This window comes from Listeria welshimeri serovar 6b str. SLCC5334 (assembly GCF_000060285.1).
GTDB lineage: Bacteria > Bacillota > Bacilli > Lactobacillales > Listeriaceae > Listeria > Listeria welshimeri.
In genome coordinates this window covers 2,308,575-2,334,792 of the sequence record NC_008555.1, presented here as the reverse complement: position 1 = coordinate 2,334,792, position 26,218 = coordinate 2,308,575, and the positions used below count along the sequence as shown (strand labels likewise).

The 26,218-nt window shown below is 35.0% G+C and carries 25 protein-coding genes and 1 pseudogene; 20 read left to right on the top strand and 6 right to left on the bottom strand.

Annotation, left to right across the window (positions count from 1 at the left end; genetic code table 11):
• Nucleotides 1–46 precede the first annotated feature (46 nt).
• From LWE_RS11665 to LWE_RS11655, 3 genes are all read left to right on the top strand, one after another.
• Nucleotides 47–1,165, top strand: coding sequence for a carbohydrate kinase (locus tag LWE_RS11665; protein WP_011703040.1), 1,119 nt, complete (start codon nt 47–49; stop codon nt 1,163–1,165).
• Entirely contained in the window at nt 1,162–2,073 is a 912-nt protein-coding gene (locus LWE_RS11660) for a pseudouridine-5'-phosphate glycosidase (protein WP_003727733.1), read from the top strand. The genes LWE_RS11665 and LWE_RS11660 overlap by 4 nt, the downstream gene beginning before the upstream one ends.
• Before the next feature lie 78 nt (nt 2,074–2,151).
• Complete coding sequence (locus LWE_RS11655; protein ID WP_011703039.1) at nt 2,152–2,595, top strand: 2-thiouracil desulfurase family protein; 444 nt, start codon at nt 2,152–2,154, stop codon at nt 2,593–2,595.
• Here the strand turns inward: LWE_RS11655 and pepC are convergent.
• Complete coding sequence (pepC, locus tag LWE_RS11650; RefSeq protein WP_011703038.1) at nt 2,592–3,917, bottom strand: aminopeptidase C; 1,326 nt, start codon at nt 3,915–3,917, stop codon at nt 2,592–2,594. The genes LWE_RS11655 and pepC overlap by 4 nt on opposite strands.
• A gap of 216 nt (nt 3,918–4,133) precedes the next feature.
• On the opposite strand from pepC, the gene LWE_RS11645 reads away from it, so the two are divergent.
• The 4 genes from LWE_RS11645 (at nt 4,134) to LWE_RS11630 (ending at nt 8,158) form a co-directional block, all read left to right on the top strand.
• Complete coding sequence (locus LWE_RS11645; RefSeq protein ID WP_011703037.1) at nt 4,134–4,886, top strand: DeoR/GlpR family DNA-binding transcription regulator; 753 nt, start codon at nt 4,134–4,136, stop codon at nt 4,884–4,886.
• Nucleotides 4,883–5,806, top strand: a complete 924-nt coding sequence (pfkB, locus tag LWE_RS11640) for a 1-phosphofructokinase (RefSeq protein ID WP_011703036.1) — start codon at nt 4,883–4,885, stop codon at nt 5,804–5,806. Before LWE_RS11645 ends, pfkB begins: the two co-directional genes overlap by 4 nt.
• A 1-nt stretch (nt 5,807) precedes the next feature.
• The gene (locus LWE_RS11635) at nt 5,808–7,706 is read left to right on the top strand and encodes a PTS fructose transporter subunit IIABC (protein ID WP_011703035.1); all 1,899 of its coding nucleotides are present in this window, start codon (nt 5,808–5,810) and stop codon (nt 7,704–7,706) included.
• A 104-nt stretch (nt 7,707–7,810) separates the two neighbouring features.
• Nucleotides 7,811–8,158, top strand: coding sequence for a helix-turn-helix domain-containing protein (locus tag LWE_RS11630; RefSeq protein WP_011703034.1), 348 nt, complete (start codon nt 7,811–7,813; stop codon nt 8,156–8,158).
• A 53-nt stretch (nt 8,159–8,211) separates the two neighbouring features.
• On the opposite strand, the gene LWE_RS11625 is transcribed toward LWE_RS11630, so the two are convergent.
• Nucleotides 8,212–8,811, bottom strand: coding sequence for a competence protein ComK (locus LWE_RS11625; protein WP_011703033.1), 600 nt, complete (start codon nt 8,809–8,811; stop codon nt 8,212–8,214).
• Between the two features lie 129 nt (nt 8,812–8,940).
• On the opposite strand from LWE_RS11625, the gene LWE_RS11620 reads away from it, so the two are divergent.
• From LWE_RS11620 to LWE_RS11595, 6 genes are all read left to right on the top strand, one after another.
• A complete protein-coding gene (locus LWE_RS11620; RefSeq protein WP_077904725.1) occupies nt 8,941–9,297 on the top strand; it encodes an IDEAL domain-containing protein in 357 nt (118 codons plus the stop codon).
• 149 nt (nt 9,298–9,446) lie between these two features.
• Nucleotides 9,447–12,920 (top strand): helicase-exonuclease AddAB subunit AddB, encoded by a 3,474-nt coding sequence (gene addB, locus LWE_RS11615; RefSeq protein WP_011703032.1) that lies wholly within the window; start codon nt 9,447–9,449, stop codon nt 12,918–12,920.
• Between the two features lies 1 nt (nt 12,921).
• Nucleotides 12,922–16,629, top strand: coding sequence for a helicase-exonuclease AddAB subunit AddA (addA, locus tag LWE_RS11610; RefSeq protein ID WP_011703031.1), 3,708 nt, complete (start codon nt 12,922–12,924; stop codon nt 16,627–16,629).
• Entirely contained in the window at nt 16,630–17,478 is an 849-nt protein-coding gene (locus tag LWE_RS11605) for a fumarylacetoacetate hydrolase family protein (RefSeq protein ID WP_011703030.1), read from the top strand.
• Between the two features lie 19 nt (nt 17,479–17,497).
• On the top strand, nt 17,498–17,860 hold the full coding sequence (locus LWE_RS11600; protein WP_011703029.1) for a YisL family protein: 363 nt from the start codon (nt 17,498–17,500) through the stop codon (nt 17,858–17,860).
• An 83-nt stretch (nt 17,861–17,943) separates the two neighbouring features.
• Nucleotides 17,944–18,846, top strand: coding sequence for a YitT family protein (locus LWE_RS11595; RefSeq protein ID WP_011703028.1), 903 nt, complete (start codon nt 17,944–17,946; stop codon nt 18,844–18,846).
• Nucleotides 18,847–18,920: 74 nt separating this feature from the next.
• Here LWE_RS11595 and LWE_RS11590 read toward each other — a convergent pair whose 3' ends face one another.
• Complete coding sequence (locus LWE_RS11590) at nt 18,921–19,766, bottom strand: Cof-type HAD-IIB family hydrolase (protein WP_077904724.1); 846 nt, start codon at nt 19,764–19,766, stop codon at nt 18,921–18,923.
• Nucleotides 19,767–19,883: 117 nt separating this feature from the next.
• Between LWE_RS11590 and yjfP the strand changes: the two genes are divergently transcribed.
• The 3 genes from yjfP to LWE_RS11575 all read left to right on the top strand — a co-directional run bounded on the left by yjfP (nt 19,884) and on the right by LWE_RS11575 (nt 21,963).
• Nucleotides 19,884–20,636: an esterase gene (gene yjfP / locus LWE_RS11585; protein ID WP_011703026.1), complete on the top strand. Its 753-nt coding sequence runs from the start codon at nt 19,884–19,886 to the stop codon at nt 20,634–20,636.
• 64 nt (nt 20,637–20,700) lie between these two features.
• Nucleotides 20,701–21,009: a metal-sulfur cluster assembly factor gene (locus tag LWE_RS11580; RefSeq protein WP_011703025.1), complete on the top strand. Its 309-nt coding sequence runs from the start codon at nt 20,701–20,703 to the stop codon at nt 21,007–21,009.
• Between the two features lie 78 nt (nt 21,010–21,087).
• Nucleotides 21,088–21,963: a GNAT family N-acetyltransferase gene (locus tag LWE_RS11575; protein ID WP_011703024.1), complete on the top strand. Its 876-nt coding sequence runs from the start codon at nt 21,088–21,090 to the stop codon at nt 21,961–21,963.
• Here the strand turns inward: LWE_RS11575 and LWE_RS11570 are convergent.
• Nucleotides 21,954–22,313, bottom strand: a complete 360-nt coding sequence (locus LWE_RS11570; protein ID WP_011703023.1) for a PTS lactose/cellobiose transporter subunit IIA — start codon at nt 22,311–22,313, stop codon at nt 21,954–21,956. The two genes, LWE_RS11575 and LWE_RS11570, sit on opposite strands and share 10 nt — an antisense overlap.
• A gap of 151 nt (nt 22,314–22,464) precedes the next feature.
• Between LWE_RS11570 and LWE_RS11565 the strand changes: the two genes are divergently transcribed.
• From LWE_RS11565 to LWE_RS11555, 3 genes and pseudogenes are all read left to right on the top strand, one after another.
• Nucleotides 22,465–22,656 carry a hypothetical protein gene (locus LWE_RS11565; RefSeq protein WP_011703022.1) on the top strand — a complete coding sequence of 64 codons (192 nt, stop codon included), beginning with the start codon at nt 22,465–22,467 and terminating at the stop codon, nt 22,654–22,656.
• Nucleotides 22,596–22,995 (top strand): annotated as a pseudogene (locus LWE_RS11560) (hypothetical protein). Before LWE_RS11565 ends, LWE_RS11560 begins: the two are co-directional and overlap by 61 nt.
• Nucleotides 22,996–23,158: 163 nt before the next feature.
• Nucleotides 23,159–23,680: a type 1 glutamine amidotransferase domain-containing protein gene (locus LWE_RS11555; protein ID WP_011703021.1), complete on the top strand. Its 522-nt coding sequence runs from the start codon at nt 23,159–23,161 to the stop codon at nt 23,678–23,680.
• 36 nt (nt 23,681–23,716) lie between these two features.
• Here the strand turns inward: LWE_RS11555 and LWE_RS11550 are convergent, their stop codons facing one another.
• Nucleotides 23,717–23,983, bottom strand: coding sequence for a hypothetical protein (locus LWE_RS11550; protein WP_008948567.1), 267 nt, complete (start codon nt 23,981–23,983; stop codon nt 23,717–23,719).
• A gap of 113 nt (nt 23,984–24,096) precedes the next feature.
• The gene (locus LWE_RS11545; RefSeq protein WP_003726806.1) at nt 24,097–25,389 is read right to left on the bottom strand and encodes an NCS2 family permease; all 1,293 of its coding nucleotides are present in this window, start codon (nt 25,387–25,389) and stop codon (nt 24,097–24,099) included.
• 172 nt (nt 25,390–25,561) lie between these two features.
• On the opposite strand from LWE_RS11545, the gene LWE_RS11540 reads away from it, so the two are divergent.
• Entirely contained in the window at nt 25,562–26,191 is a 630-nt protein-coding gene (locus LWE_RS11540) for an HAD family hydrolase (protein ID WP_011703020.1), read from the top strand.
• Nucleotides 26,192–26,218: the final 27 nt, after the last annotated feature.

Genomic DNA, 26,218 nt, shown 5'->3' with positions numbered 1-26,218 from the left:
GTGTTTGAAATTAAAACAAAAGTTTGGAATGGAGGTGCATTATATCGTGGAAAATAATAAAGCGAAAATGAACGAAAAGGAAGAGATAATTTTCAATTCCATCCGTAAAAATCCTTACATTTCTCAACAAGAACTTGCTGATATTCTTGATTTATCCAGACCAACAGTAGCGAATCTTATTTCCGGCCTCATCAAAAAAGGTCGTATTTTAGGAAAAGCCTATATTTTAAATGAAGCAAAACAAATCGTTTGTATAGGTGGAGCGAACGTTGATCGAAAGTTTTATATTAAAGACAAGGCTCAACTCGCTACATCAAATCCAGTGCGATCAACACAAAGTGCTGGAGGAGTTGCTAGGAACGTTGGTGAAAACCTAGGACGTCTTGGAAAAGAAGTTATATTACTCACTGCTTGTGGAACAGACTCTGATTGGGAAGCTGTCAAAAATGCCAGCAATACATATATGAACTTGGATTATGTCACTGCATTTCCAAGCATCGCAACCGGTTCATATACAGCAGTACTTGAAAACAATGGAGATTTACTTGTTGCATTAGCGGACATGGATGCATACGACCACTTAACTCCAGATGTACTTGCAAAAAATGAAGGTTTGCTGAGTCAAGCGAGCGCAATCATAGCTGATTTAAACTGTCCAAAAGAAACATTAGACTATCTTGGCAATTTTGCTGAAATTAATACCATCCCACTAGTTCTAGTTCCTGTTTCATCGCCTAAAATGTCTCATTTGCCAGAGCGACTTGATCATGTGACTTGGCTGATATGCAACCGTGATGAATCAGAAACGCATCTAGGACTGACTATCAAAAACGACGAAGACTGGCGCTTAGCAACACAAAAATGGCTGGATTTAGGCGTGAAAAACGTTATTGTTACAAATGGTAGTAAGGGCGCAGTTGCAGCAAACAAGACGGAAGGCATTATTTTTGAACCAGCTATTGTCATTGAAAATATTGTAGATGTGACAGGAGCAGGAGACGCGTTTTGTTCTGCGGTTATCTATGCATGGTTAGAAGGAAAAGCTTTACAAGAAATTTTAAAAGCGGGTAGCGTAAATGCTGCGCGGACACTCGAATCTGAATACACCGTTCGCCAAAATTTATCAACATCCCAACTACAAAAAGATCTGGAGGAATTCAAATGAAAAATTATCTATCATTATCCGAAGAAGTAAAACAAGCAAAAGCAGAAGGAAAAGCTATTGTTGCTTTAGAATCTACTATTATCTCCCACGGTATGCCTTATCCGCAAAATGTGGAAATGGCGCGTGATGTAGAACAAATTATTCGTGATAACGGAGCTGTACCAGCAACAATCGCTTTAATCGATGGAAAAATTAAGATTGGTCTTTCTGATGAAGAGCTAGAACTGTTTGCTAAAAGCAGTAATGTAGCAAAAGTTTCTCGTCGTGATATCGGCTATCTTATTGCAACGAAACAACTTGGAGCAACAACAGTAGCGGCAACCATGATTTGTGCCGAATTAGCAGAAATTGGTATCTTCGTAACTGGTGGAATTGGCGGTGTTCACCGTGGTGCCGAAACTACAATGGATGTTTCAGCTGATTTAGAAGAATTAGCGAAAACAAATGTCGCTGTCGTTTGTGCTGGAGCTAAATCAATCCTAGACTTAAACTTAACAATGGAATATTTAGAAACAAAAGGCGTTCCAGTAATTGGTTATCAAACAGACGTACTTCCAGCATTTTACACGCGTTCAAGTGATGTAGAATTAACATTACGTGCAGACGCTCCAGAAGTTATCGCTGAATCTCTTAAAGCAAAATGGGACCTTCAAATTGAAGGTGGCGCAGTAATTACAAACCCAATTCCAGAAGAATTCGCTATGGATGAAAAAGTAATTAATGATGTTATTCAAACAGCACTTAAAGAAGCAGAAGAAAATCATATCCATGGAAAAGACGTTACACCATTCCTTCTTGGAAAAGTAAAAGAACTAACAGATGGTAAGAGCCTAGAAGCAAATATCGAACTTGTAAAACATAATGCGTTAATCGGCACACAAATTGCCGTAGCATATCAAAATATTTAATAATTACAGAGCTGTTGCCTATAAATGGTAGCAGCTTTTTTATGTTAAAATTAACTTAAAAATAAAGGGGAATTTTAAATGATTGCAGTAAGCGCTTGTTTAGCTGGAATTGCTTGCAGATATGATGGAAAAGATAAAGAAATTACCAAAATAAAACAAATGGTTGAAAACGGAGAAGCCATTCCTTTTTGTCCAGAAGTAATTGGAGGCTTACTTACGCCGAGAAACCCAGCAGAAATAGTAGGTGGAGACGGTGATGACGTCTGGTTAAACCGCGCAAAAGTGATTGATAACCAAGGAATAGATGTAACAGAAGAATACAAATACGGAGCGAGTCTAACTTTAGCTAAATTAAAAGAACTCGGTATTACTCAAATAATTATGAAGGAAAAAAGCCCATCTTGTGGAAGCTGTGCTATTTACGACGGTACCTTCTCTGGGAAAATAAAAGATGGTACCGGCGTAGCAGCAGCTCTTTTTCAAATGAATGGGATAAAAATCATTTCAGAATTTACAATTTAAAGAGCTAATGACCCCATAGGATCCCATGGTTTTAAAGCGATTGGTTTTTGATTAAAAGCTTCAATCAAGTCTTTAGATAAATGTTTTTTATGCACAACTACCTGGAATGTGTACTCATCCATCCAAGTGTCGCTAGCAACAAAATAGCCATTATTACCGATTTTTTCTCCCCAACTGTTTTCGACTTTCCAACGATTTACAGAACCATTAGCCACATTCACTCCTGTCAGAACCATCGCGTGGGTAAGCATACTATGTTTATAATCAAGACGCTCAGCTTTTGTCATTGCAGATTTAAATCCAAATGCTTGATTTAACAAGAAAATATCAGTGTCCATGATGCCGCTAGTTCGTTCTGAAAGTTGCCCTACGTCACAGCCAAACCAAACTGTTTCACCTTCTTTAATTTGATCTGCGGCGGCTTTTTTTAATACATTCATTTCTACATTCAAATATTTAATAGGTGTACCATCTACAATATTACCTAAATAATCCACTGTAAAAGCTTGATTGAAGGGTTTATCCTTAGTCGGTGCGTTAATAAGTGGAATATAATTTTTTAAATCCATGTCAATATAACGTTCATAAAAATCTTTAGGTGTAATTTGTAAATCTTGTTTAAATTCATTATCTTTATTCCGATATTCAAAATCAAATACTTTTGGCGGCTCACCAAGTGTCAGAACTAAGAGCTGATAAACCTCGGCAAGCATTTCTTCTTTCAACATGGCAGTATCTTTCTTTTCTTGAACAGCTTTTCTTAAAATAACCGCATCTGTGCGAAGCCTTTCATTTAAAAGGTGATTCAAATCCGCAGACTTGCTACTTTGATAAGTTTCCGGCATAGCTGACTTTGGAACAACCCCGTATTTTTCAATAATAGAAACTAACATATCCCACTGACCACCATCTTGTTGTGGTGTATCAAGTAACCACGAAACTAATCGACTATCTTCATCTTCATTCGCAGTTTCAATAATATTCTCTAAAAAATAATTAGCTTTCTCTAATTTATCCCAAAAATTAGTATAGTTCTGAGATAACTCAAAATCTTTTAAACCAAGTGTTCCGTTTAATTTATGACGGAATGTATTTAATGCTGCAAACATCCAACATCTACCACTTTGCTGTTGGTTAGAAACTTTCTCTGTTTTAACTTCGTGAGAAAAGATGGGTTGATTGTTCACTTTTGAAATAGGATTTTCAGTTGCTGCTTTAATTCCATTTTTCATAATACTAGCTTGAAACACCAATTTATCTGGATTTTCACGCCATTTTTTCGAAAAAATTTCTACTTGGTCTAAAGTTAGTTCTGCACTCATGTTCATTCCTCCTATATAAATTGCCTTCTTATAATTAATTATACTGCTAAAAATAAAAAGTGTATAAGAAAACAATTATTTGAAAGCTTATGACAGATTATGATGGTTTTAATGTTATAATATGAATGTATCTGATTATTAATGAATGCTTTTGAATGAAAACGCTTGATTTTGAAAGAAAAAGATGATAAACTAACTTTGGATGGAGGAGTAATAATGTTAAACGCAGAGAGAAAACAGCATATTATGGAGAGTATTGAGAAACTTGGTGTAATTAAATTGCAAGAATTAGTTGAAGGATTAGGTACCTCGGAGTCAACTATTCGGCGTGATTTAATCGAATTAGAAGAACAAGGATTAATCGAGCGTGTACACGGTGGAGCAAAACTTGTTATTTCTCATAATCAAGAACCAAGTATGAATGAAAAATCATTCAAAAACATTCAAAGTAAAAAAGAAATTGCTGCATATTGCGCTAGTCTAGTGGAAGAAAATGATTGTATCTATTTAGATGCTGGTTCGACCACGTTAGAATTAATTACTCACTTAGCAAATCGAAATATTACTGTAGTTACAAATGGTCTAACTCATATTGAAGAACTAGTTCGTCAAAACATTAATGCATATCTTTTAGGTGGCAAAATGAAAGTGCATACAAAAGCAATTATTGGTGCAGTGGCCTTAGATAACATTCAGAATTACCACTTTGATAAAGCTTTCATCGGGACTAATGCCATGCATCCGGAACATGGCTATACAACACCAGATATGGAAGAAGCATTCGTAAAACGTGCGGCAAAAGATCATGCTGATCGTGTTTTTGTTGTAGCGGATCATACAAAATTCAATGAAGTAAATTTTTCGAAAATGTTTTCAATAAATGAGGCTACTATTGTGACGGACTATATACCTTCAGAAATAAAAGAATCCTTTATCCAAAAAACTAAAATAATTGAGGTAGAAAAATGATTTATACAATTACTTTAAACCCATCAATTGATTATATTGTGCAAATCGACCAATTACATCTTGGCGAACTTAATCGTATGAAACAAGATTATAAATTACCTGGTGGCAAAGGAATTAATGTTAGCCGTGTGTTAAATCAATTGAATGTACCAAGTCTTGCTACAGGTTTTCTAGGCGGATTTACTGGTGGATTTATCAAAGACTGGCTTAAGAATGAAGGCATACAAACGGGCTTTGTAACAGTAAAAGATGATACTCGTATTAATATCAAGCTAAAACATGGAGAAGAAACGGAAATCAATGGTTTAGGACCAGCAATTTCTGAAGAAGAAACGACCGAATTTTTACAAATGATGGATAAGGTAACTGCTGGAGATATTGTTATTTTATCTGGAAGCGTACCACCTTCTCTTGGAAACGATTTTTATGATAGAATAATCCAAATCTGTAAAGAAAAACAAGCAGACTTTATGATTGATACAACAGGACAAGAACTCTTAGATGCATTGCCAAATCGCCCAATACTAATTAAACCAAATCACCATGAATTAGCAGATTTATTTGGAGTTAAGCTAGAAAATATAGAAGATCTTATCCCATATGGAAAAAAATGCCTAGAATTAGGAGCTCAACATGTGATTGTATCTATGGCTGGCGACGGTGCGTTACTATTTACTGGAGAAGATGTGTATTTCGCTGATGCATTAAAAGGAGAGCTGAAAAATTCTGTTGGTGCAGGAGACTCGATGATTGCTGGTTTCGTTGGAACTTATGACCAAACGAATGACCCAGTTAAATCATTTGCAGCAGGAGTTGCAACTGGTGGAGCAACAGCGTTTTCAACGGACTTAGCTGAAAAAGATTTAATTAATGAATTATTACCGCAAGTGAAGGTAACTAAAATAACAGGGAGGCACTAAAATGAGAATTACGGATTTATTAAGCAAAGATGTTATGATCATGTCCTTACAAGCTACAACCAAAGAAGCGGCTATTGATGAAATGATTGCTTCACTAAAGAGCAATGGGAAGATTAACGATGAGTCGCTTTTTAAAGAAGCGATAATGAATCGTGAAGCACAAAGCTCCACAGGGGTAGGCGAAGGTATTGCAATGCCACATGCAAAAACAAAAGCGGTTAATGAACCAACAGTAGTTTTTGCAAAAAGTGAAAATGGTTTGGACTATAACTCTTTAGATGGTCAGCCGGCTCATTTATTCTTTATGATTGCAGCTCCAGATGGCGCAAATGCAACTCACTTAGAAACATTAGCAGCACTTTCTAGATTATTAGTTCATCCAGCATTCGTTCAATCTTTGAAAGATGCTAAAACTCCAGATGAAGTAATAAGCCTATTTAACAATGAACAAGAAGATACAGAAGAAACGATAGTGACTCCAGCATCTAATAACGACACTGGTAAATCAGTCGTAGCAGTTACTGCTTGTCCAACAGGTATTGCTCATACTTATATGGCTGCAGAAAAATTACAAGAAACTGCAAATAAATTAGGTGTACGAATCAAAGTAGAAACAAATGGTTCAAGAGGTGTTGAGAATCGCTTAACAGATAAAGAAATTGCAGAAGCAGATGGTGTTATTATTGCAGCAGATGTACAAGTAGATATGCCTCGTTTTGATGGAAAGCATTTAATTGCTAAACCGGTTGCAGCAGGAATTCATAAACCAGAAGAATTAATTAATGAAGCAATTTCAGGTAATGCACCTGTTTATAAAGCGGAAGAAGGTAGTCAAGCGACTGAGAGCGCAGATGGACTTTCTATTGGTCAGCAGATTTATAAACATCTAATGAGCGGTGTTTCGCATATGTTACCATTTGTAATTGGTGGTGGTATCGCAATTGCTATTGCATTCATGCTTGATCAAATGTTGGGTGTTCCTCAAGATCAACTTGCAAAACTAGGTTCATATAACGAAATTCCAGCTTTATTAAAACAAATCGGTGATGTTGCATTCGGCTTTATGCTTCCTGTGTTTGCTGGTTATATTGCTTACAGTATATCGGATAGACCCGGACTTGTAGCTGGTTTTGTAGCAGGTGGAGTAGCATCTGTTGGTGGTGCAGGTTTCCTTGGAGCATTAGTTGGTGGTTTCCTTGCAGGTTATGCAGTAGAATTAGTAAAACTTGCACTTAAAAAATTACCAAAAACTTTAGACGGTATCAAAGTAGTTTTATTCTATCCAGTTTTATCAGTCTTAATTGTAGGACTTTTAATGTTGTTACTAAACGTACCAATGAGTGCGCTAAATACTTGGTTAAATGATTTCTTAAATAGTTTAAGTGGAACAAATGCAGTTATTCTAGGACTTCTTTTAGGAGCAATGATGGCAGCTGACCTGGGTGGACCAATTAACAAAGCAGCTTATATCTTTGCAACTGGGACTCTCGCAGCAAGTGTAGCAACAGGAGGTAGTGCGATTATGGCAGCAACAATGGCTGCTGGTATGGTGCCACCTTTAGCAACATTTGTAGCAACTCTTATTTTTAGAAATAAATTTACAACACAAGAACGTGATGCAGGATTAACGAACTCTATTCTTGGAGCTTCCTTTATTACAGAAGGTGCAATACCTTTCGCGGCAGCTGATCCACTGCGAATGATACCAAGTTTCATAGCCGGAAGTGCTATCACAGGTGCAATTGTTATGTTCTTGAATATTAAAGTATTGGCACCTCATGGTGGAGTCTTCGTTATCTTCTTAGTATCTCAACCGTGGTTCTATATTATTGCAATTATTGTTGGAACATTCATTAGCGCAGCTTTAATAGGCGTTTTACGTAAAAAACCAACTGTATAAAATTGGGAAATCGTCTTTTGAATGAAAAAAGGCGATTTCTTTTTGCGTTTTCTCGAATTCTTTCTCAAAAATTGCTATAATAAGAAAGAAGAGAGGTGGGCGTAATGGAATTTGGAGAAAAATTAATTCATTTACGAAAGAAAAATAGGTTAACACAAAAGCAATTGGCTGAAAAAATTGGTACAACTGCATCGACTATTAGTAAATATGAAAATGATAACCACCGACCGCCAATCTTTATTTTGGCTAAGTTAGCAGAAATTCTTGGCACTACAACAGATTTTTTGCTTGATGATGTGGCTGGACTACGTGAAAAAAATTCAGTTAACGCCTTTCCGTTAATTGGTAATCCTGAACTAGAAAAATGGTATTTAGAATTACCATATACATACTCAGAAGAAGAATTGTTAATGTTAAAACGAATTGCAGATGCAATTGAAGATAAGAAATAATAATGGAAACCAGATATACGAGTGTATATCTGGTTTTTCTTGGATTTTAAGCTTTATTCATCCTTGTCATCAGAATCTTTATTTTCAGAAATCATTGTATTATAATAACGTCTTGTTTCAGCGGCGAGTGTAGCGGGAGGGAAAAACATATTCATGGAAGGGAAATTGCTCTCCATCATACGCATCTTTTGAGAAAATTTCATATGTAGCATGGAGGTTCTAGCGATTTGGTTATTAAAGGAAGCTAGAGACATATCAATTTCAACTGTTTGTTGATTAGAAAATGTTATTAAAGTATGATTATAACCAACTGTTTTATAGTCTTTGATATGCTGCGGGAAAATCCAAATACAATCTTCTGAACTTGGTGCAGCAGTAGGAAATACATAAGTGGAGGTAACTGGGTCAATAATAATGGGTGGCTTATGGGTTACTCCAATCAAATGCTTGGTTCCCTCTTTGCGACCCTCATAGCTCGAACCGAAAAAATTACAACTGGTTTTAATTAGCTCAAAAGGGGTAAATTTAGAAGTATAATGAGAATCAACTTCATAAATTTCTGAATAGACTATACTTCCAGACTTTTTTGGAAAAATAATCATCGTGTGTGGGTTTACTTCATAAAACTGAGTACTAATTGGTTCTTTTTTCATTTCATTCAACTCTCCTATGTTTGTATTTATGTCTAAGAAGAAACCTAAATCATTGCATAATGCGCAAAAATTATATGGATCATCTAAGCATCAAAGTTAGTTATGAGTCATTTTTTGTCATTATAGCACATGGTAATTTACAAGTCATTAGATTTTAATAAAGTTGTATTTTCAAGCTGTTTTCTGTTTTTTCTAGCCATATTACAGTTTTTCGGAATTGTAATAAATATGAGTGAAGGAGTGGTAGTCGTGGAAATGCGTGATTTTTCTAATTCATTGATGAATCAAGTAGGTGTCCTTAAAGGAGAAAAAGAATTAACGAATGTTTTTATCGAATGCTTCCTGACGATGCTCCTAGAAGAGAGAAAATTAGAACAACTTAGAGCTGAAATTGATAAAGCTCTCGATAATAGGAACAAAGCTAAATTTATGCAGCTAACAGAAAAAATGAATAAAATCCAACAGGAAATGCTGGCTTTTGAGTAGAATATATGAAAAACTAAGATAGTAAGAGCTATCTTAGTTTTTTTGAGCTGTTTTATAAATTTTCAAGTAAAAAAAGCCTCGAAAAAAGTTCTGGACAGATGGCTCAAATATGGTAAACTAAATAAAAACATATGTTCGGTGGTGAGGGTATGACGCTTCAAATAATTGCGGGTAAATCAGGAACAGGTAAAACAACTCATTTAATGGATGAGGTAGGTAAAAAAATCAAAAAAACTTCTAAGACATACATTTTTATTGTTCCAGATCAAATGACATTTCAAATGGAAACAAGTTTTCTGAATAAAGAGAGCCTTTCGGGTATGCTGGGGACACAAATATTCAGTTTTAGTAGACTTGCTTGGAAAATCCTCCAAGAAACAGGTGGATTATCTAAAACTTTTCTCAGTCAAACTGGTATTGAGATGGTCATTCGTAAAGCTGCTTTAGATCAAAAAGACAAACTTAAAATTTTTTCCAAAGCTACTTCAAGAAAAGGCTTTTATTCAGAGTTGGCAAAATTATTTAAAGAAATGAAGCAAGAAGAAGTATCTGTAGCTGATTTAGAAAATAGTGCAATAAATATGTCTAAAAGCGTAACCAATAAAATACATGATATTTCGCTTATCTATCAAAAATATGAAGAACTTTTAGCTGGGAAATTCCTTGAGAATGAAGATTATTTAAGATTATTAGCAGATAAAATTATAGAAAGCGATTATCTTAATCAAACTGAAATAATAATTGATGGGTTCACTTCCTTTTCCAAGCAAGAATTAACTGTAATAGAGAAATTAATGGAAAAATGCGATAAAGTTACAGTCTCTCTGACACTAAATGTGCCTGAAATTCAAAAAGGGTTAGAAGAGTATAACATGTTTAAACAAAGTACAGAAGCCTACTTTGCTTTATTAGAGATGGCTAAATTAAATAAAATCTCAGTAGAATCTGATAAACTTTTTTTAGAAAATAAACGAGCTAAATCAGATTCATTAGCATTTTTAGCAGATGTCTGGGGAAATAATAAATTTGTGACGTTTGAAGAGAAGCCTCAAGACTTAGCGATTCATCAAGCAAATAATAGACGCGCTGAGATTGAGGGTATTGCTCGTGAAATTCGTCAGCTGACATTAAAAGGTTATAGATATCAAGATATGGCTATTTTGACTAGAAATATCAGTGATTATGATGTTCTATGTGAAACCGTAATGGAATCATTTGATATACCAATTTTTATTGATAAAAAAAGGGCAATGGCTAAGCATCCTTTTATTGAATTTATACGTTCCAGCATTGATGCGATTCTATTTAATTGGAAGTATGAACCGATTTTCCAAGCGGTTAAAACAGAATTTTTCTTTGACGTGTCAGAAAACACTTCTATTATGAGACGCAAAGCAGATATTCTTGAAAATTATGTATTAGAAAATGGCATTCAAAATAAATGGAAATGGGAAAAAGAGGGCGACTGGATTTATCGTAAAATTCGTGGTCTTTCCACTAATTTATTACCACAAACAGATGAAGAATTAGAAACACAAGCAATTATTAATGAAATGAGAAATCTAATTGTTGAGCCTCTTTCCATATTAGAAAACAATTTAGCAAAAGCAAGAACAGGTACTGAATTTGCTATGGCACTTTATCATTTTTTAGAGCAGGTTAAAGCCGTGGAACATTTAGAATCTTGGAGACAGACTGCAGAAGAAAATGGCTATTTAGAATTAGCTAGAGAACATGAACAGGCTTGGAGTTCGGTTTCAGAGCTGCTAGATGAATTTGTAGAAGTTTTGGGAGAAGAAAGTTTAGATATTAATAGCTTTGCTGAAATAGTTGCAACAGGTCTAGATGCTTTAGAATTTTCATTATTGCCACCTTCTCTGGACCAAATAGTTCTATCTGATATGGAAAACGCAAAATTATTAGATATGAAAGTGATTTTTGCTATTGGTATGAATGATGGTATAATGCCACTCCGCCAAAAAGACAAAGGGATTTTATCAGATCAGGATCGTGATTCTTTGCGAGCTGAAAATAGTAATCTAAAACCATCGGCTAAGAATAATATAGGTGAAGAAGATTTATTAGCATACAAAATAATTAGTTTGCCAAGTGATAAATTATTCTTAAGTTATCCGGCTGCTGATGAAGAAGGAAAAGTACTTAGTGAATCCAATTATTTAAGAAAAATAAAAGGCCAATTCAAAAAATTAAATGAAGAAGTTTATTTAACTGATCCTAGTTTGCTAAGTGACGAAGAACAAAGTAGTTATATTCGTTCTAAACAAGCTACACTAGGGTTATTAACTAGCCAACTACAAATGTATAAACGTGGTTATCCTTTATCTAATGTGTGGTGGGATGCGTATAATGGTTACTTTGAAGATACAAAAGAATCTAAAGTAGCCAAACAAGTTCTGTCTAGTCTTTATTATGAAAATAAAACAAAAGCGCTTCATGAAACAACGGCTAAAAACTTGTTTGGAGAAAACATCCATGCAAGTGTCTCGCGTATGGAAAAATTTTTCAGTTGCGAATTCCAACATTTTGCTCAATATGGCTTGAAATTAGAAGAACGTGCTCATTTTAAATTGCAAGCTGTTGATATGGGAGAAATATTCCATGGTGCAATGGAGTGGATTTCAGCTGAATTAAAACGGAATAATCAAGATTGGGGTAATTTGACTGAAGAAGAGTGTCGACAAATGGCTAAACTGGCGATGACATTTTTAGCTCCAAAAATCCAACATGAAATCCTATTAAGCTCTAAACGGATGGAATATATACAGTACAAACTACTTCAAATCATTACAAGAGCTACTACCGTTTTAAATGAACAAGCGAAAAGTAGTGCATTTCGTCCAATCGGTTTAGAAGTGGATTTTGGATTAAAAGGAGATATTCCATCTTTGAAAATACCTTTAAAATCTGAAAGTGAGCTTCTTTTACAAGGGAGAATAGACAGGATTGATGTAGCTGAGCAAGATGATCGTACTTTCCTAAGAATTATTGATTATAAATCTAGTTCGCATGACTTAGCGCTTACAGAAGTTTACTACGGTTTGGCTTTACAAATGCTCACTTATTTAGACATAGTTGTGACCAATGCGCAAAAGATGATTGGGAAAACTGCTGAACCAGCGGGGGTTCTCTATTTCCATATGCACAATCAATTTGTTCAGGCTGACAAAGAATTGAGCGATGAGGCAATTGCAAAAGAACTTCAAAAAAGCTCCAAAATGAAAGGGCTAATTTTATCAGATCCAGTTGCTGTGTCGCTTATGGATACTTCTCTAGAAAAAGGTAAATCTTCTAATATTATTCCAGCAGAAATTAAACAAAATGGAGATTTAAGCGCGCGTTCACGGACTGCCACAAAAGAAGAATTTGATAAGATGCGCCATTTTGTTAGGCATAAATATCAAGAAGCAGGCAATAAGATTTTAGATGGGGCAGTTTCTATTAATCCTTATAAATTAAAAGAAAGAACGCCTTGCCAGTTTTGTGGATTTCGATCTTTTTGCGGATTTGATCCGTCTTTAACGAGTAATCAGTACAGACATTTGACGAATGAAAAAGCAGAAAACATTTTAACAAAAATGGATATAGAGGGAGGGACGCAGTAGCATGGGTTTAAATATACCGGAGAAACCAGTAAATACTTTATGGACTGATGACCAGTGGAAAGCTATCCAAGCTAATGGAAATAACATTCTTGTTGCTGCTGCTGCGGGTTCAGGTAAAACAGCTGTTTTGGTAACAAGAATTATTGAAAAATTAGTAGATGAAACTGGAAATCTGAACGTAGATGAGTTGTTAATTGTAACATTTACGAATGCATCGGCTGCAGAAATGAAGTATAGAATAGGTAAAAGTTTGGAAGAAGCATTGTCACAAAATCCGGATTCCTCACATTTGAAAAAACAAGTAGCGCTGCTTAACTATGCTTCTATTTCTACACTACATTCATTTTGTTTAGAGATTATTCGAAAGCATTATTTTGAAGCAGATATTGATCCGAATTTCCGCTTAATTGAACCGATTGAAAGTAGCATGATTCGTGATGAAGTTTTAGAAGAATTACTTGAAAAAGAATACAGCATAGCGAATAACGAGGCTTTTTTTCATCTAGTTGAGTCTTTTACAGGTGATAGAACCGATGCAGAATTGCATATGCTAATTTCTAAACTTTACGATTTTTCTAGGGCCAATCCAAATCCTGATTTGTGGCTAGAACAAATGGTGAACTTTTATGACACAAAAGATATTAATTCTATTACAGAGCTACCCTACTTTCCGATTATTAAAGAAGATATTGAGTTAAGAATTAATCAAGCTAAAAGTTATTTATTAAATGCTATAGAATATGCAAGTGAGAACAATGGACCGGCGCCTTATTTAGAGACATTAGAAAATGATTTAGCCCAAATTAATACCTTATCTAATATAAGTTGGACTAATTGGCAGGATGTAAAATTGAGAGTTGAAAGTATGGACTTCAAGCGCATTCCGTCGCTCAAAAATAAAAGTGATTACGATGAAGAGTATGTAGAAGAAACCAAAAGATTTCGTGATGCTGCTAAAAAAGAAATTAAAAATGTTTTAGTAGATTGGTTTTCAAGAGAAGAGACAAATTATTTAGCTGATTTAGAGAAAATGAAACCAGACATAAAAACAATAAGTGAGCTAGTAAAGAACTTTGCTAACAACTTTTTTGAAGAAAAACAACGACGTGGAGTACTAGATTTTAATGATTTAGAACACTTAGCCTTAAAGATTTTATTGAAAAATGATGTTCCGTCAGATGTGGCAAAAAGCTATCAAAAGCAATTTAAGGAAGTATTGATTGATGAATATCAAGATACTAATATGGTCCAAGAGACTATTCTTTTGCTTGTAACTAATTCTGAGGAATCAAAAGGAAATTTATTTATGGTTGGAGATGTGAAGCAATCCATCTATCGTTTTCGATTAGCAGAACCAACTTTATTCATGACAAAATACCAAGAGTATCAGCAAAATGGTGAAGGGGAAGGTATTCGCATAGATTTATCTCAAAACTTCAGAAGTAGAAAAGAAGTTCTTGATGCGACCAATTTTATATTTCATCAACTAATGGACAAGCATGTTGCGGAAATCGATTACGATGAGGCCGCTGAGTTAACACTAGGCGCTAACTTCCCTAAATCGAATCATATGGCAACAGAACTTTTGTTAATCGATATGAAGTCTAATGAGAACGAATCAGAGGACGAACTATCTCCACAAGAATTGCAAAAAAACCAAGTGGAAGCAAGAGCTATCGCAACGAAAATTAGAGAAATGATAGATAATAAGTTTCCAATTTATGATAAAAAATTGCAACAAAATAGATCTATTCAATATCGTGATATTGTGATTTTATCAAGAGCCATGACAAGTGCACCAGATATGGAAGAAGCAATGAAAGTGCAAGATATTCCATTTTATGCTAGTAATAATTCTGGTTACTTTGAAACGACTGAAGTGGCTACCATGATTGCTCTATTAAAAGTAATTGATAATCCATATCAAGATATTCCATTAGCTGCAGTTCTTCGTTCTCCTATAGTTGGTTTGAATGAAGAAGAATTAGGCCAAATTCGGATGGCCAAGAAAAAAGGCTATTTTTTCGATGCACTGTTAGCTTATAAGGATATAACAGTTTCAGCCGCTGCAGATAGGATTAGTGATTTTATTACGCAATTAAATAATTGGCGTGAACTGTCGATTCGAGAAAACTTAACAGCCTTAATTTGGCAAATTTATCAAGAAACCAATTTCTATGAATTTGTTGGAGGCTTGCCAGGTGGAAAACAACGACAGGCTAATTTACGTGCTTTGTATGACCGTGCAAATCAATATGAAAAGACAGCTTTCCGAGGATTATTCCGCTTTGTGCGCTTTGTTGAGCGATTAGAAGTTCGTGGAGATGATTTAGGTACTGCTAAAACATTAGGCGAAAAAGAAGATGTTGTTCGTATGATGACGATTCATGCGAGCAAAGGATTAGAATTTCCAGTAGTGATTATTTCGGGATTAAGTAAGAAATTTAATATGCGTGATATCTATAGTAAAACTTTATTGGATAAAGACTATGGCTTTGCATCAAACTACAGAGATATAGAAAAAATGATTGTTTATCCAACGATTATGCAACAAGCGATTAAACAAAAAAAATCTCGCGAAATGATTGCGGAAGAAATGCGAGTTTTATATGTTGCACTTACTCGTGCGGAAGAAAAGTTAATTTTGACAGCTACTGTTCCAGATTTTGAAAAAACAAGTAAAAACTGGCTACAAGTAAGTAATCAAAAAGAAACCATTTTACCAGCCTCAATTCGTGCAAAGGCAAAATGTTATTTGGATTGGATAGGAAATACGATAATCCGCCATACTAGTTTTAAAGACCTTTTGTGCGAGGAAAGGATTCAAACACTCCCAACAGAAATGAAGCTACAAATTGAAATTAAAACAAAAGAAATGTTTCTAACAACTGAATTAGAGGAGCATAAAGCAGATAATTGGTTAGAAAATGTTAAAGCACATGAACCAGTACCTGTTCAAAGTGCTTACAAGGATGAAATTGAGCGTTTTATGAACTACAAATATAAAGATGTTGCAGCAACTGAAATACGTGCTAAGCAATCTGTTACAGAGCTTAAAAGGCAATTTTCTTTGCAAGATAGTTGGAGCGACACATCTATTTTGAAAGAATTCCAAAAGGTTTCTTTAGATAGACCTAAATTCTTACAGCAAAATAAGTTATCTGCAACTGAAATCGGAACCGCAATGCATACGCTCATGCAAGCTGTGTCACTCACTTATAAACCTAGCGAGAAAGATTTAACTAGTCTTTTACAATCTATGCAAGAAAAAGATATTCTGACAGAAGCGCAGATTAAAGCTATTAATATCAAACAAATAATGGGTTTCTTTGATTCGCCACTAGGTGAAACTGTTTTACAGAAAAGTGATCAAGTAAAACGTGAAGTCCCATTCAGTTATTTGCTTCCTGTCGCTAAATTATATAAACAATCGGACCTTGAAGAACATGTACTTATCCAAGGTGTAGTTGATAGCATGATTGAAGAGGAGGACGCCATTACACTAATAGACTACAAAACTGACAAGATTGAAGGACGCTATGCTAACTGGGAAGCAGCGGAGAAAGTAATGAAAGAACGTTATCAAATTCAAATCAAGTTGTACGCAGAAGCAATTCAAGCGATAACCGGAAAAAAAGTTTCCAATGCTTATCTATATTTTTTCGACGGACAACATATTTGTCAAATAAACATAGAGGAAGGTTTTTAAATGAAATGGTTAAGCTATTTATATAAAGGAAATCTTAATTACGGTATCTTGAAAGACGAAAATGAAATTATTCCAGTACAAGAAGTTCTTCCGAATCCACCGGCGACATTATTAGATTTTATCAAAGAAAAGCCGACAGTTCTGAACATAGAAACAGCGAAAGAAACAATTGATTTAAAGGATGTAGTAATCCAAATACCTTTCACTCCACCTAATAATATTATGGCGATAGGGAAAAATTATTATAATCATGTGTTAGAAATGGGAAGTAAAGAGGATGTACCTGAGCATATTCTTGTTTTTACAAAGAGTGCAAACAGCTTGATACCTCATAATGGTGAAATCGAGTTACATCAAAATATAACAGAACAACTAGATTATGAAGGAGAATTAGCAGTTATTATTGGTGAAGAAATTAGAGATATATCAGAAAGTGAAGCCTTATCATCCATTTTTGGTTTTACTATTTTGAACGATATTACAGCTAGAGATCTACAAAAAAAGCATAAGCAATTTTATCTTGGGAAAAGTCTGGACGCTAGTTGCCCAATAGGACCGTTTATCTTAGAAAATCAAACTAACGAAGAAGTTACTTTTCATATTGAAACAAAAGTGAATGGAGAAGTTCGGCAATCGGATACTACAGAAAAGTTTATTTTCAATTTGGCAAAAATTATAGCTGATTTATCAAAGGGACATACCTTATTTCCAGGTGATATAATCGCAACTGGCACACCAAGTGGAGTGGGTAAAGGCATGACTCCTCCAACATTTTTAAAAGCAGGAGATAACATTGAAATTACGATTGATAAAATCGGCACTTTAACTAATAAAGTAAGAAAATCTTAATAGGAAAGAAGGAAGTATTATGTGGGGATATGTACATTTGATTTCTTGGGTAGCGATTGTTGTTCTAACTGTTACAGCACTAGCGATTTATTCGAAATCAACTAAAGGATTTACAATTTTACAGATGATTAACCGAATTTTTTACATTCTAGTTATTTTAAGTGGAGTAATGATGGTGCAGTACAGTGTTGAACAAAGCTGGATTCTGGCTATATTTAAAATTTTAATGGGTATTATAGTTATTGGTGTTGTGGAAATGTTACTGAGTTACAGAAAACAACAAAAACCAACGGGCATGTTCCTAATGATTTTCATTATAGTTGTAGTCATAACAGTATCACTTGGCTTTTATTTGTCAGGCGGATATCCATTATTTAATTAAAAATCAAAAAAATAATAAAAAAGACTTCTCTTTTCTCTAGAAAGTTGGTATGTTATGTTAGGGCCAAAAAAGGAGAGAAGAAAATGAGTTCAAAAATAGTGTATAAAGAATATGCTAAAAAAACCGCCATTGCTATTATAGCTGCACTTTTAAATGCAATTGGTATGAACTTCTTTTTAATACCAGCTCAAGTTTATGCAGCTGGTTTAAATGGGGTTGCACAATTAGGTTCAGACATGTTACGTGATTCAATGAATATTTCGATTTCAACAGGATTACTTGTTCTGTTGTTAAATATTCCGGTTGCTATTTTAGGTTGGTTAAAGGTCGGGAAATCATTTACTATTTTCAGCTTTTTAACAGTTGCGTTTATGTCTTTTTTCTTAATTGTTATTCCAGAAGTACAAGTTTCAAATGATATATTACTTAATGCGATTTTTGGGGCGTTAATTGCTTCAGTCGGTATTGGGTTAGCTTTGAAATTTGGTATTTCTACTGGTGGATTAGATATACTAGCTATGTACATTACGATTAAAACAGGTCGCTCGTTTGGAAAGTATTTCTTGCTATTAAATGGAGTTATCATTATTGTTGCAGGATTTGCTTATGACTGGACGTTTGCGCTTTATACGCTGATTTCTTTATATGTACAAAGTAGAGTAATTGATATCATCCATACTAGACACCAAAAATTAACGGTGATGATTATGACTCAACATTCCGAAACTGTTATTAAAGCAATTCATGAAAACATGGTACGTGGGATAACAGTGGTAGATGCAATGGGTGGTTATTCCAAACAAGATGTGGCTATGTTGATTATGGTAATTACACGTTATGAGTTATATGATATAACTCATATTGTTGGCGAATTTGATCCCAAAGCATTTATTAATGTTATGGAAACGTCTAGTGTATTTGGAGATTTCCGCTCAGAAGCAGACCAAAAACTAGCGATGGCAATGTATAAAAATAAAATGATGTAAAAAAGCTGCAAGGTAATGGCTAAACAAAAAATTAGAAATTCTAACTTTTGTAAGGCCATACTTGCAGCTTTTAATTATAGATTTAAGTTTTCTTCTAGATATAGAGCAATTCCGTCATCTTGGTTAGAAGCAGTTACTACATTTGCTACATTTTTAACAGGTTCAGCTGCATTGCCCATTGCAACTCCAACACCAGCGTAATCAAGCATTTGTAAATCGTTTGTTTCATCACCAAAAGCGATAATATCTTTGCGATCAAAACCTAGTGTTTTAGCAGCAGCTTTTACACCAATTGCTTTATGGATACCGAATTTGATAATTTCAACAGCAGGCCAAGCAGAAGCACCCCAAGTATGGTGTGAGATAACACCAGAAAGTGATTCATCTAAATGTTTGCTAATTAAATTTAGTTGATCTATTTTTCCAAAAAATAGTAGTGATGTGGCATCGGATGTTATGGCATCGCGAATATTTCCAAATACAATATTTTCTGTTCCTAAATGGAATGTTTCAGGAACGCTATTATTACGTTCTTTTAAAAAGACATTATCTTGCACTTCGGCTGCGATATTATCTAACGAAAAGTCATTTGAGAAATCTAGTAACTCGCGAACTACTTGTAAATCAATGGCATGATGATAACCTTCAGCGAAAGTAGAGAGTCTTGGATGATGGTAAACAGCGCCATTAAAGTTAACTATTGGAGTTGTTAATCCCAGTTCATGATAATATGATCCACTAATTCGATAAGGGCGACCAGTTGCAATCATTACTTCATGACCTGCCATGCGTGCTTTTTCTAATGTGTTTTTTGTATGCGAAGAGATAGTCAAATCATCTCTAAGGGTTGTGCCGTCAAGATCTAGTACAATTAATTTTTTAGACATATTTTGCTCCTTTAATTCATATGGTTGGTTCAAGCTGCCCCTTCATGCTAAAATAAGGGCACATATCAATGATAGTCGTTAATCTCAAATTTGTAAATGATTCCGTTCTTTACAATGGCTTAATAAAACCTATAGAAACGAGGCGTCACAATGATTCAAGTCGAAAACGAACAAATTGCGGGAATTCCGGTTCTGCATATTAGTAAAAGTGAAGACGCTGATAAAATGTTACCAACTATTATTTTTTACCACGGTTTCACTTCTCAAAAAGAGCTATATTTACATTATGGTTATTTGCTTGCTCAGCGCGGTTTTCGGGTTGTTTTACCAGATGCTAAACTGCACGGAGAAAGGCTTCAAGGTGCTAATCCAGAAGACCAAGCTACATACTTTTGGGATGTTATTGAAACAAATATCACTGAATTTCCGCTTATTACTGAAGAATTAATTAAAGAAGGAAAAGCGGATGCTAATCGAATAGGCGTTGGTGGAGTATCAATGGGTGCCATTACCTCACTTGGCTTGCTTGGACAGTATAATGATATCAAAGTGGCGGTTAGTTTAATGGGAAGCGCTTATTATGTTGATTTTGCTAAAGAGTTATCAAAATACGCGTTGGCACAAGGTCTAACATTCCCTTACGATGTTGATGAGCGCATTTTAGCATTACAAAAATATGATTTAACTCAAAATATTACTAAAATAAATAACCGACCATTGTTACTTTGGCATGGAAAAAAAGATGATGTGGTTCCTTTTGCGTATAGCGAAAAATTATATCAAACCCTTGTTGAAGAAAGCTTGGCGGATAATGTGGAATTTATTATTGATGATAATGCAAAACATAAAGTATCTGTTGAAGGAATGTTACATGGAGTGGCTTTTTTTGAGAAATTCTTATAATGAAAATCATTCTCAGATATGATACAATTAATATACAAAATTGCAAAAAGGAGGCATATGCTTCATGGATGAGCAACTAAAAGAAAATCTGATGGGCGCACTAGAACAAGTGATTGATCCAGAGCTTGGAATAGATATTGTGAACATTGGACTTGTATATGATGTTGAGCTAGATGATGACGGACTTTGTACAGTTTCAATGACACTTACCACAATGGGCTGCCCGCTTGCTGGTGTTTTAACAGAGCAAGTACAAATGGCATTAAGTGATATCCCAGAAGTAAAGGATACAAATGTTAACCTTGTTTGGAATCCGCCTTGGTCTAAAGATCGTATGTCACGCTACGCAAAAATAGCGCTGGGAATACGTTAAAATTAAATAGAAATAAACAGGTAGAGCACATTTTTGTGTTGTACCTGTTATTTTTATATGAGGGAATAGAGGATAATGATGAATTACAAACTAATCAATAATTACAAAGATAATAAAAAATATCGCGATAGTTTTAACCAGCTTGCGGAAAGTACTTTTGATATTAATTTTGAGGAATGGTATGAGCGTGCTTTTTGGAATGATAAATATATTTGTTATTCTTATGTGGATAAAGAGAAAGTGATTGCGAATGTGTCTATTAATAAAATGGATTTAATTTATCAAGGTAAAGATTATAAGGCGCTCCAAATTGGCACCGTCATGACTCATCCAGATTACCGTGGACAAGGTCTTTCAAAAAAATTACTAGATTATGTAATTGCTAAATTTGAACATGAGTACGATTTTCTCTATCTTTTTGCGAATGATTCTGTACTAGAATTCTATCCGAAATTTGGTTTTGAACGTGTAGAGGAGAGTAGTTTTACTGTAGATGCAAGTGACTTAAAAACACGAGAAAGCACCATAAAAAAACTAAATCCTGATAATAAAATGGATTTTCAATTAATAAGACGACTCGTTTCTGAAAGAGTACCACTTTCGACAATATTGGATGTCAAAGAAAACGAAGACTTAGTCATGTTTTATATTTTAATTGCCTTGAAAGATGCGGTTTATTATTTGGAAGAAATGGATGCGATTGTTCTTTTTGAACAAGAAGAGGAAGATTTATATGTATTAGATATTCTTAGTTCGAAAAAACTAGATGTAGTGGAAGTTCTAAGTTATCTAGTGACGGATGAAATCGAAACACTGCACCTTGCTTTCACGCCAGAAAAAGATAAGCATATTGATGCAGCTTACGTTATTGAGACGGAAGATAATCTGTTTGTTCGTCCGAAAATACTTACAAGCGAATCTTATTTCTTATTTCCAGCTACGTCTCACGCTTGATTCAACTGTTTTTCGAGTTTAGTTAGGCGTTCTTCTAAACGTTGTTGGTGCTTATATTGCTTGATAACTCTTTTGGCAAGTTGAAGTTCTGCTTGTGCGGTCATTAAATGATCTTGCCCATGAATGAGTAGAAATGACGGATGGGCTACTGTTTCTGAATCACGAATAGAAACTAACTTTGTTTGCCAAACGTGCCCCTCTTGAAACTGTTCTTGTGCGATTTGTAAATGTCTATCAGCTTCATCGAATTGATATTTTTCAGCTAAATCAATGGCTTTGTAAGCTTCTTTACGTGTGTTACCACCGTGCAAAATAAGTTTTACTACTGCTTCTTCTACTTGAATTTCCATTTTTCCACCTCAACAGTTGTTTGTTTTCTTTTATTGTAGCAAATGGCTGAACGTTATGACAATAAATTAGCTATAAATCAGCCTAGCGGAGGATGTATTTCATTTTGCGTGGCGTATAATAAGACATAAGAAAAGGTGTGGAGGGATTTAAATGGAAGAACGGTTATATGAACTAGAAGATAAAGTACAGGACTTAGAACTTGAAGTGCATGATTTGCGTAGCAGAATACAACTACTTGAAGATAGACCAGAGGCACGTTCTAGTTTACTTGGTCATAATGTATGGGTACTTATTCCATTGGTCGCTATTTTTTCTTGGATGATTGTAGAAATTTTCGATTAAAAGGAGCCTTGAACGGTTTCCTTTTTATTTATAAAAACTATTTTATTACAAAAACTGGTGATAATAGTGAAGTATTTCTTGTTTTTTTGTAATTTGTCACAAAAAATCTATATTTATTTACTTGCTTTTTTCAAGAACAATAGTAAAATAAGTTATAGGATAGAGTTTTACCTCGATGAAAGTTTCATTTAAAAAAATGTGATTTTCATGGGGATAAGACCCTATCATGGTTATAATGACTTTTGGTGTATCCATCTTCCAATAGAATGGCAACTAGTCAGACATCTGTTTAGACACCAAAATCATTATTTGTTTTCATTCATCTCATTGGCCGTGTAGTTCATGTCTATGCCTCATCCCGTTATGCATAGACGCCAGAACATGATGGCAACGCTGGAAATGTTTATTTCGAGCGTCTTTTTTTGTCTTCTTTTATAGGCGGAATAATTTATTAACAAACTAGTTATTGTTATACTGTAGAAGAGGATAGGAGGAGATTTAAATGACTTTAAAAGGTAAAAAAGTTATTGCACTTGTTAGTGAAGACTTTGAGGATTTAGAACTTTGGTATCCAGTGCTTAGATTACGCGAGGCAGGAGCATCTGTACATTTAGTGGCAGAAGAAGCGAAGAAAGTCTATCATGGCAAATACGGGGTTCCTGTTACTTCTGATTATGATTTTGATTCTGTTCGCGCAGAAGATTATGATGGGATTTTAGTTCCAGGTGGCTGGTCCCCAGATAAATTACGTCGCTTTGATAGTGTATTAAATTTAGTTCGAGCTTTTGATGAAGCGAAAAAGCCAATTGGACAAATTTGCCATGCGGGTTGGGTACTTGTTTCCGCCGGGATTTTAGAAGGTGTCAATGTTACAAGCACGCCAGGAATAAAAGATGATATGACGAATGCTGGGGCTATTTGGCATGATGAACCTGTTGTAACAGATGGTCACATTATTTCAAGTCGCCGTCCACCAGATCTACCAGAATATTTACCAGCGCTCATTTCTGCTTTAGAAGACTAAAAAAGAGGCATTCCCAGTGGGAATGCTTCTTTTAGTTTAAAAGTAAAAAGTAACGATAAAGCCGATAAAGCTAGGAATTGCTGCAACTAATAGCAGGATGCTCCAGCGTAATTGACTTTTTCGACTAGGATTACCGCTGCGACCACCAAAGGAAACAAATGCTGATAAAATAATGGATGCAAAAACAATGATGGTTGTAACAATGGAATATAAGGTAGATACAGTGTAATCAGGTATCAGAAAGCTTGCTAGAAAAACAGCAACAGCAAGTGCGACACCGGCGAGTAGTGATTTTAAAAACACGACAAGTTCAACTCATTTCTAATTAGTTTCTCTCTTCTTTATAGCAAAAGAGTGGGTTTTTGTCCAATAAAAAAGCGTCTACCTGAATTCAGGTAGACGCTTTTATTCATTTATTAATGTGGTAAAAATGCTACAAGAATGAAGAATAGTACGGCGATAACAATTAAGAACCAGTTAAGTTCGCGCCATTTACCAGTAAATACTTTTAGTACTGGGTAAGAAATGAATCCAAATGCTAAACCAATAGCAATACTTGAAGTAAGCGGCATAGCTAGAATAACTAGGAAAGCAGGGAATGCTTCATCTAATGTATCCCAATCAATTTCTTTTACAGCACCAATCATCATGCTACCAACGACGATAAGAGCTGGTGCAGTAATTGCGGAAATTCCTGAAACAGCGCCAACAAGTGGAGCGAAGAATGCGGAAACCATAAACAAAATAGCAACTGTAAGTGTTGTAAGGCCTGTACGTCCGCCAGTTGCAACGCCAGCGGAAGATTCAATATAAGCACTTGTTGGTGTTGTACCAAACATAGAACCAACACTTGTTGCAACCGCATCAGCCATTAATGCTTGTTTTGCATTTGGTAATGATTCGCCTTTCATTAAGCCTGCTTTTTTAGCAACACCAATCATGGTTCCAGTTGTATCAAAAATCGTTATTAGCAAGAAGGATAATACGACGGCGTATAGTCCGTAACTCATCACATCACCAAAAGCGTGAATTGGATTCGTGAAGACGAATTCTGGCATTGGCGGAAGTTTGACAATACCTTCTGTAAATTTAAGTTCTCCAGTAATAAAAGCAATAATACCAGTGGCAATCATCCCAATGAACAAAGCCCCTTTTACGTTTAAAGCAAGTAGGATTAAAGTGATTAAAAGACCCACAATAGCTAAGATGGCTTCTTTAGAATGTAAATCGCCTAAACCTACTAAGTTAGAATCATTAGAAACGATAATACCTGTCATACGGAAGCCGAGGAAAGCGATAAATAGACCAATACCCGCTGTGATTCCAGCTTTTAAATTATGTGGAATAGCTTCAATGATTTTTTCACGAAGCGGTGTTAAGGATAGTAATAAGAAAATAATACCTGCTACAAAGACCGCAGCGAATGCGACCGAATAATCGAGTTTTTGTGTTGTAACCACAGTGACGAAATAAGCATTCATGCCAAGCCCTGGCGCAATAGCAATTGGATAGTTAGCGAAAATTGCCATCCATAATGTACCGATGACTGCCGAAATAATCGTTGCCATAAATACTGTATTGAATGGGACACCAGCTGCGGAGAGGATTGCTGGGTTAACTACTACAATATATACCATTGTTAGGAATGTAGTAAAACCAGAGATAACTTCTGTTTTAACATCTGTACCGTTTGCTTTTAATTGAAACATACGTGTGTTTCACTCCTTTTTTAAAATCTTGCTTCGTGGAAAATGACGAACATTAAAAACCACAACTTCAATATTATTCGTTTTTTACCAAAAAAGCAACCCCTTTTGGAAGATTTCTTAAATAGTTTATCTATGTTACAATGAAATTATCACTTATACTAGGAGGATGCATGTGAAAGCAGTTGTTTTTGATTTTGATGGCACCATGCTTGATACAGAGAATTTATGGTATACGGAGACAATGAATTATTTGAAAAACACATACGATATTGATTTACCAGATGAAATTTATCAGCAGATTATTGGTACGAGTGAAGAACCAATTATTAATTATATGATGGAAGCAACGGATGGGACTTTTGATAAAGAAGCATTTCTAAATACTGTTGCAGAAGCTTGCCATCTCGGTCAACAATCACTTGGCTTTCGTGACGGTTTTAAAGAATTTTTTGAACAAGTAAAAGCAAAAGGATATCAAATTGGCCTTGCAACAAGTTCGGGTTATGACTGGATTGAGCCTACCCTTCAACGTCTTGGAATTTTGGCGGACTTTGAAACGATACAAACAGCGGATCATGTAGATGAAATAAAGCCGCATCCGTCCCTTTATTTACAAGCAGTGGAAGCTCTTGGTGTAAAGCCAGAAGAAGCAATCGCGATAGAGGATTCGAAAAATGGAGCTTTATCAGCGATGCAAGCTGGGTTACAAGTTTATATCGTACCTAATGAAGCGACAAAAAATATTGTTTTTCCAAAAGAAGCAACGGTTGTTTCTTCCTTTGCAGAAATTAATTTAAATTAAAAAAGAGCAAACTTGCTGATTTAGCGA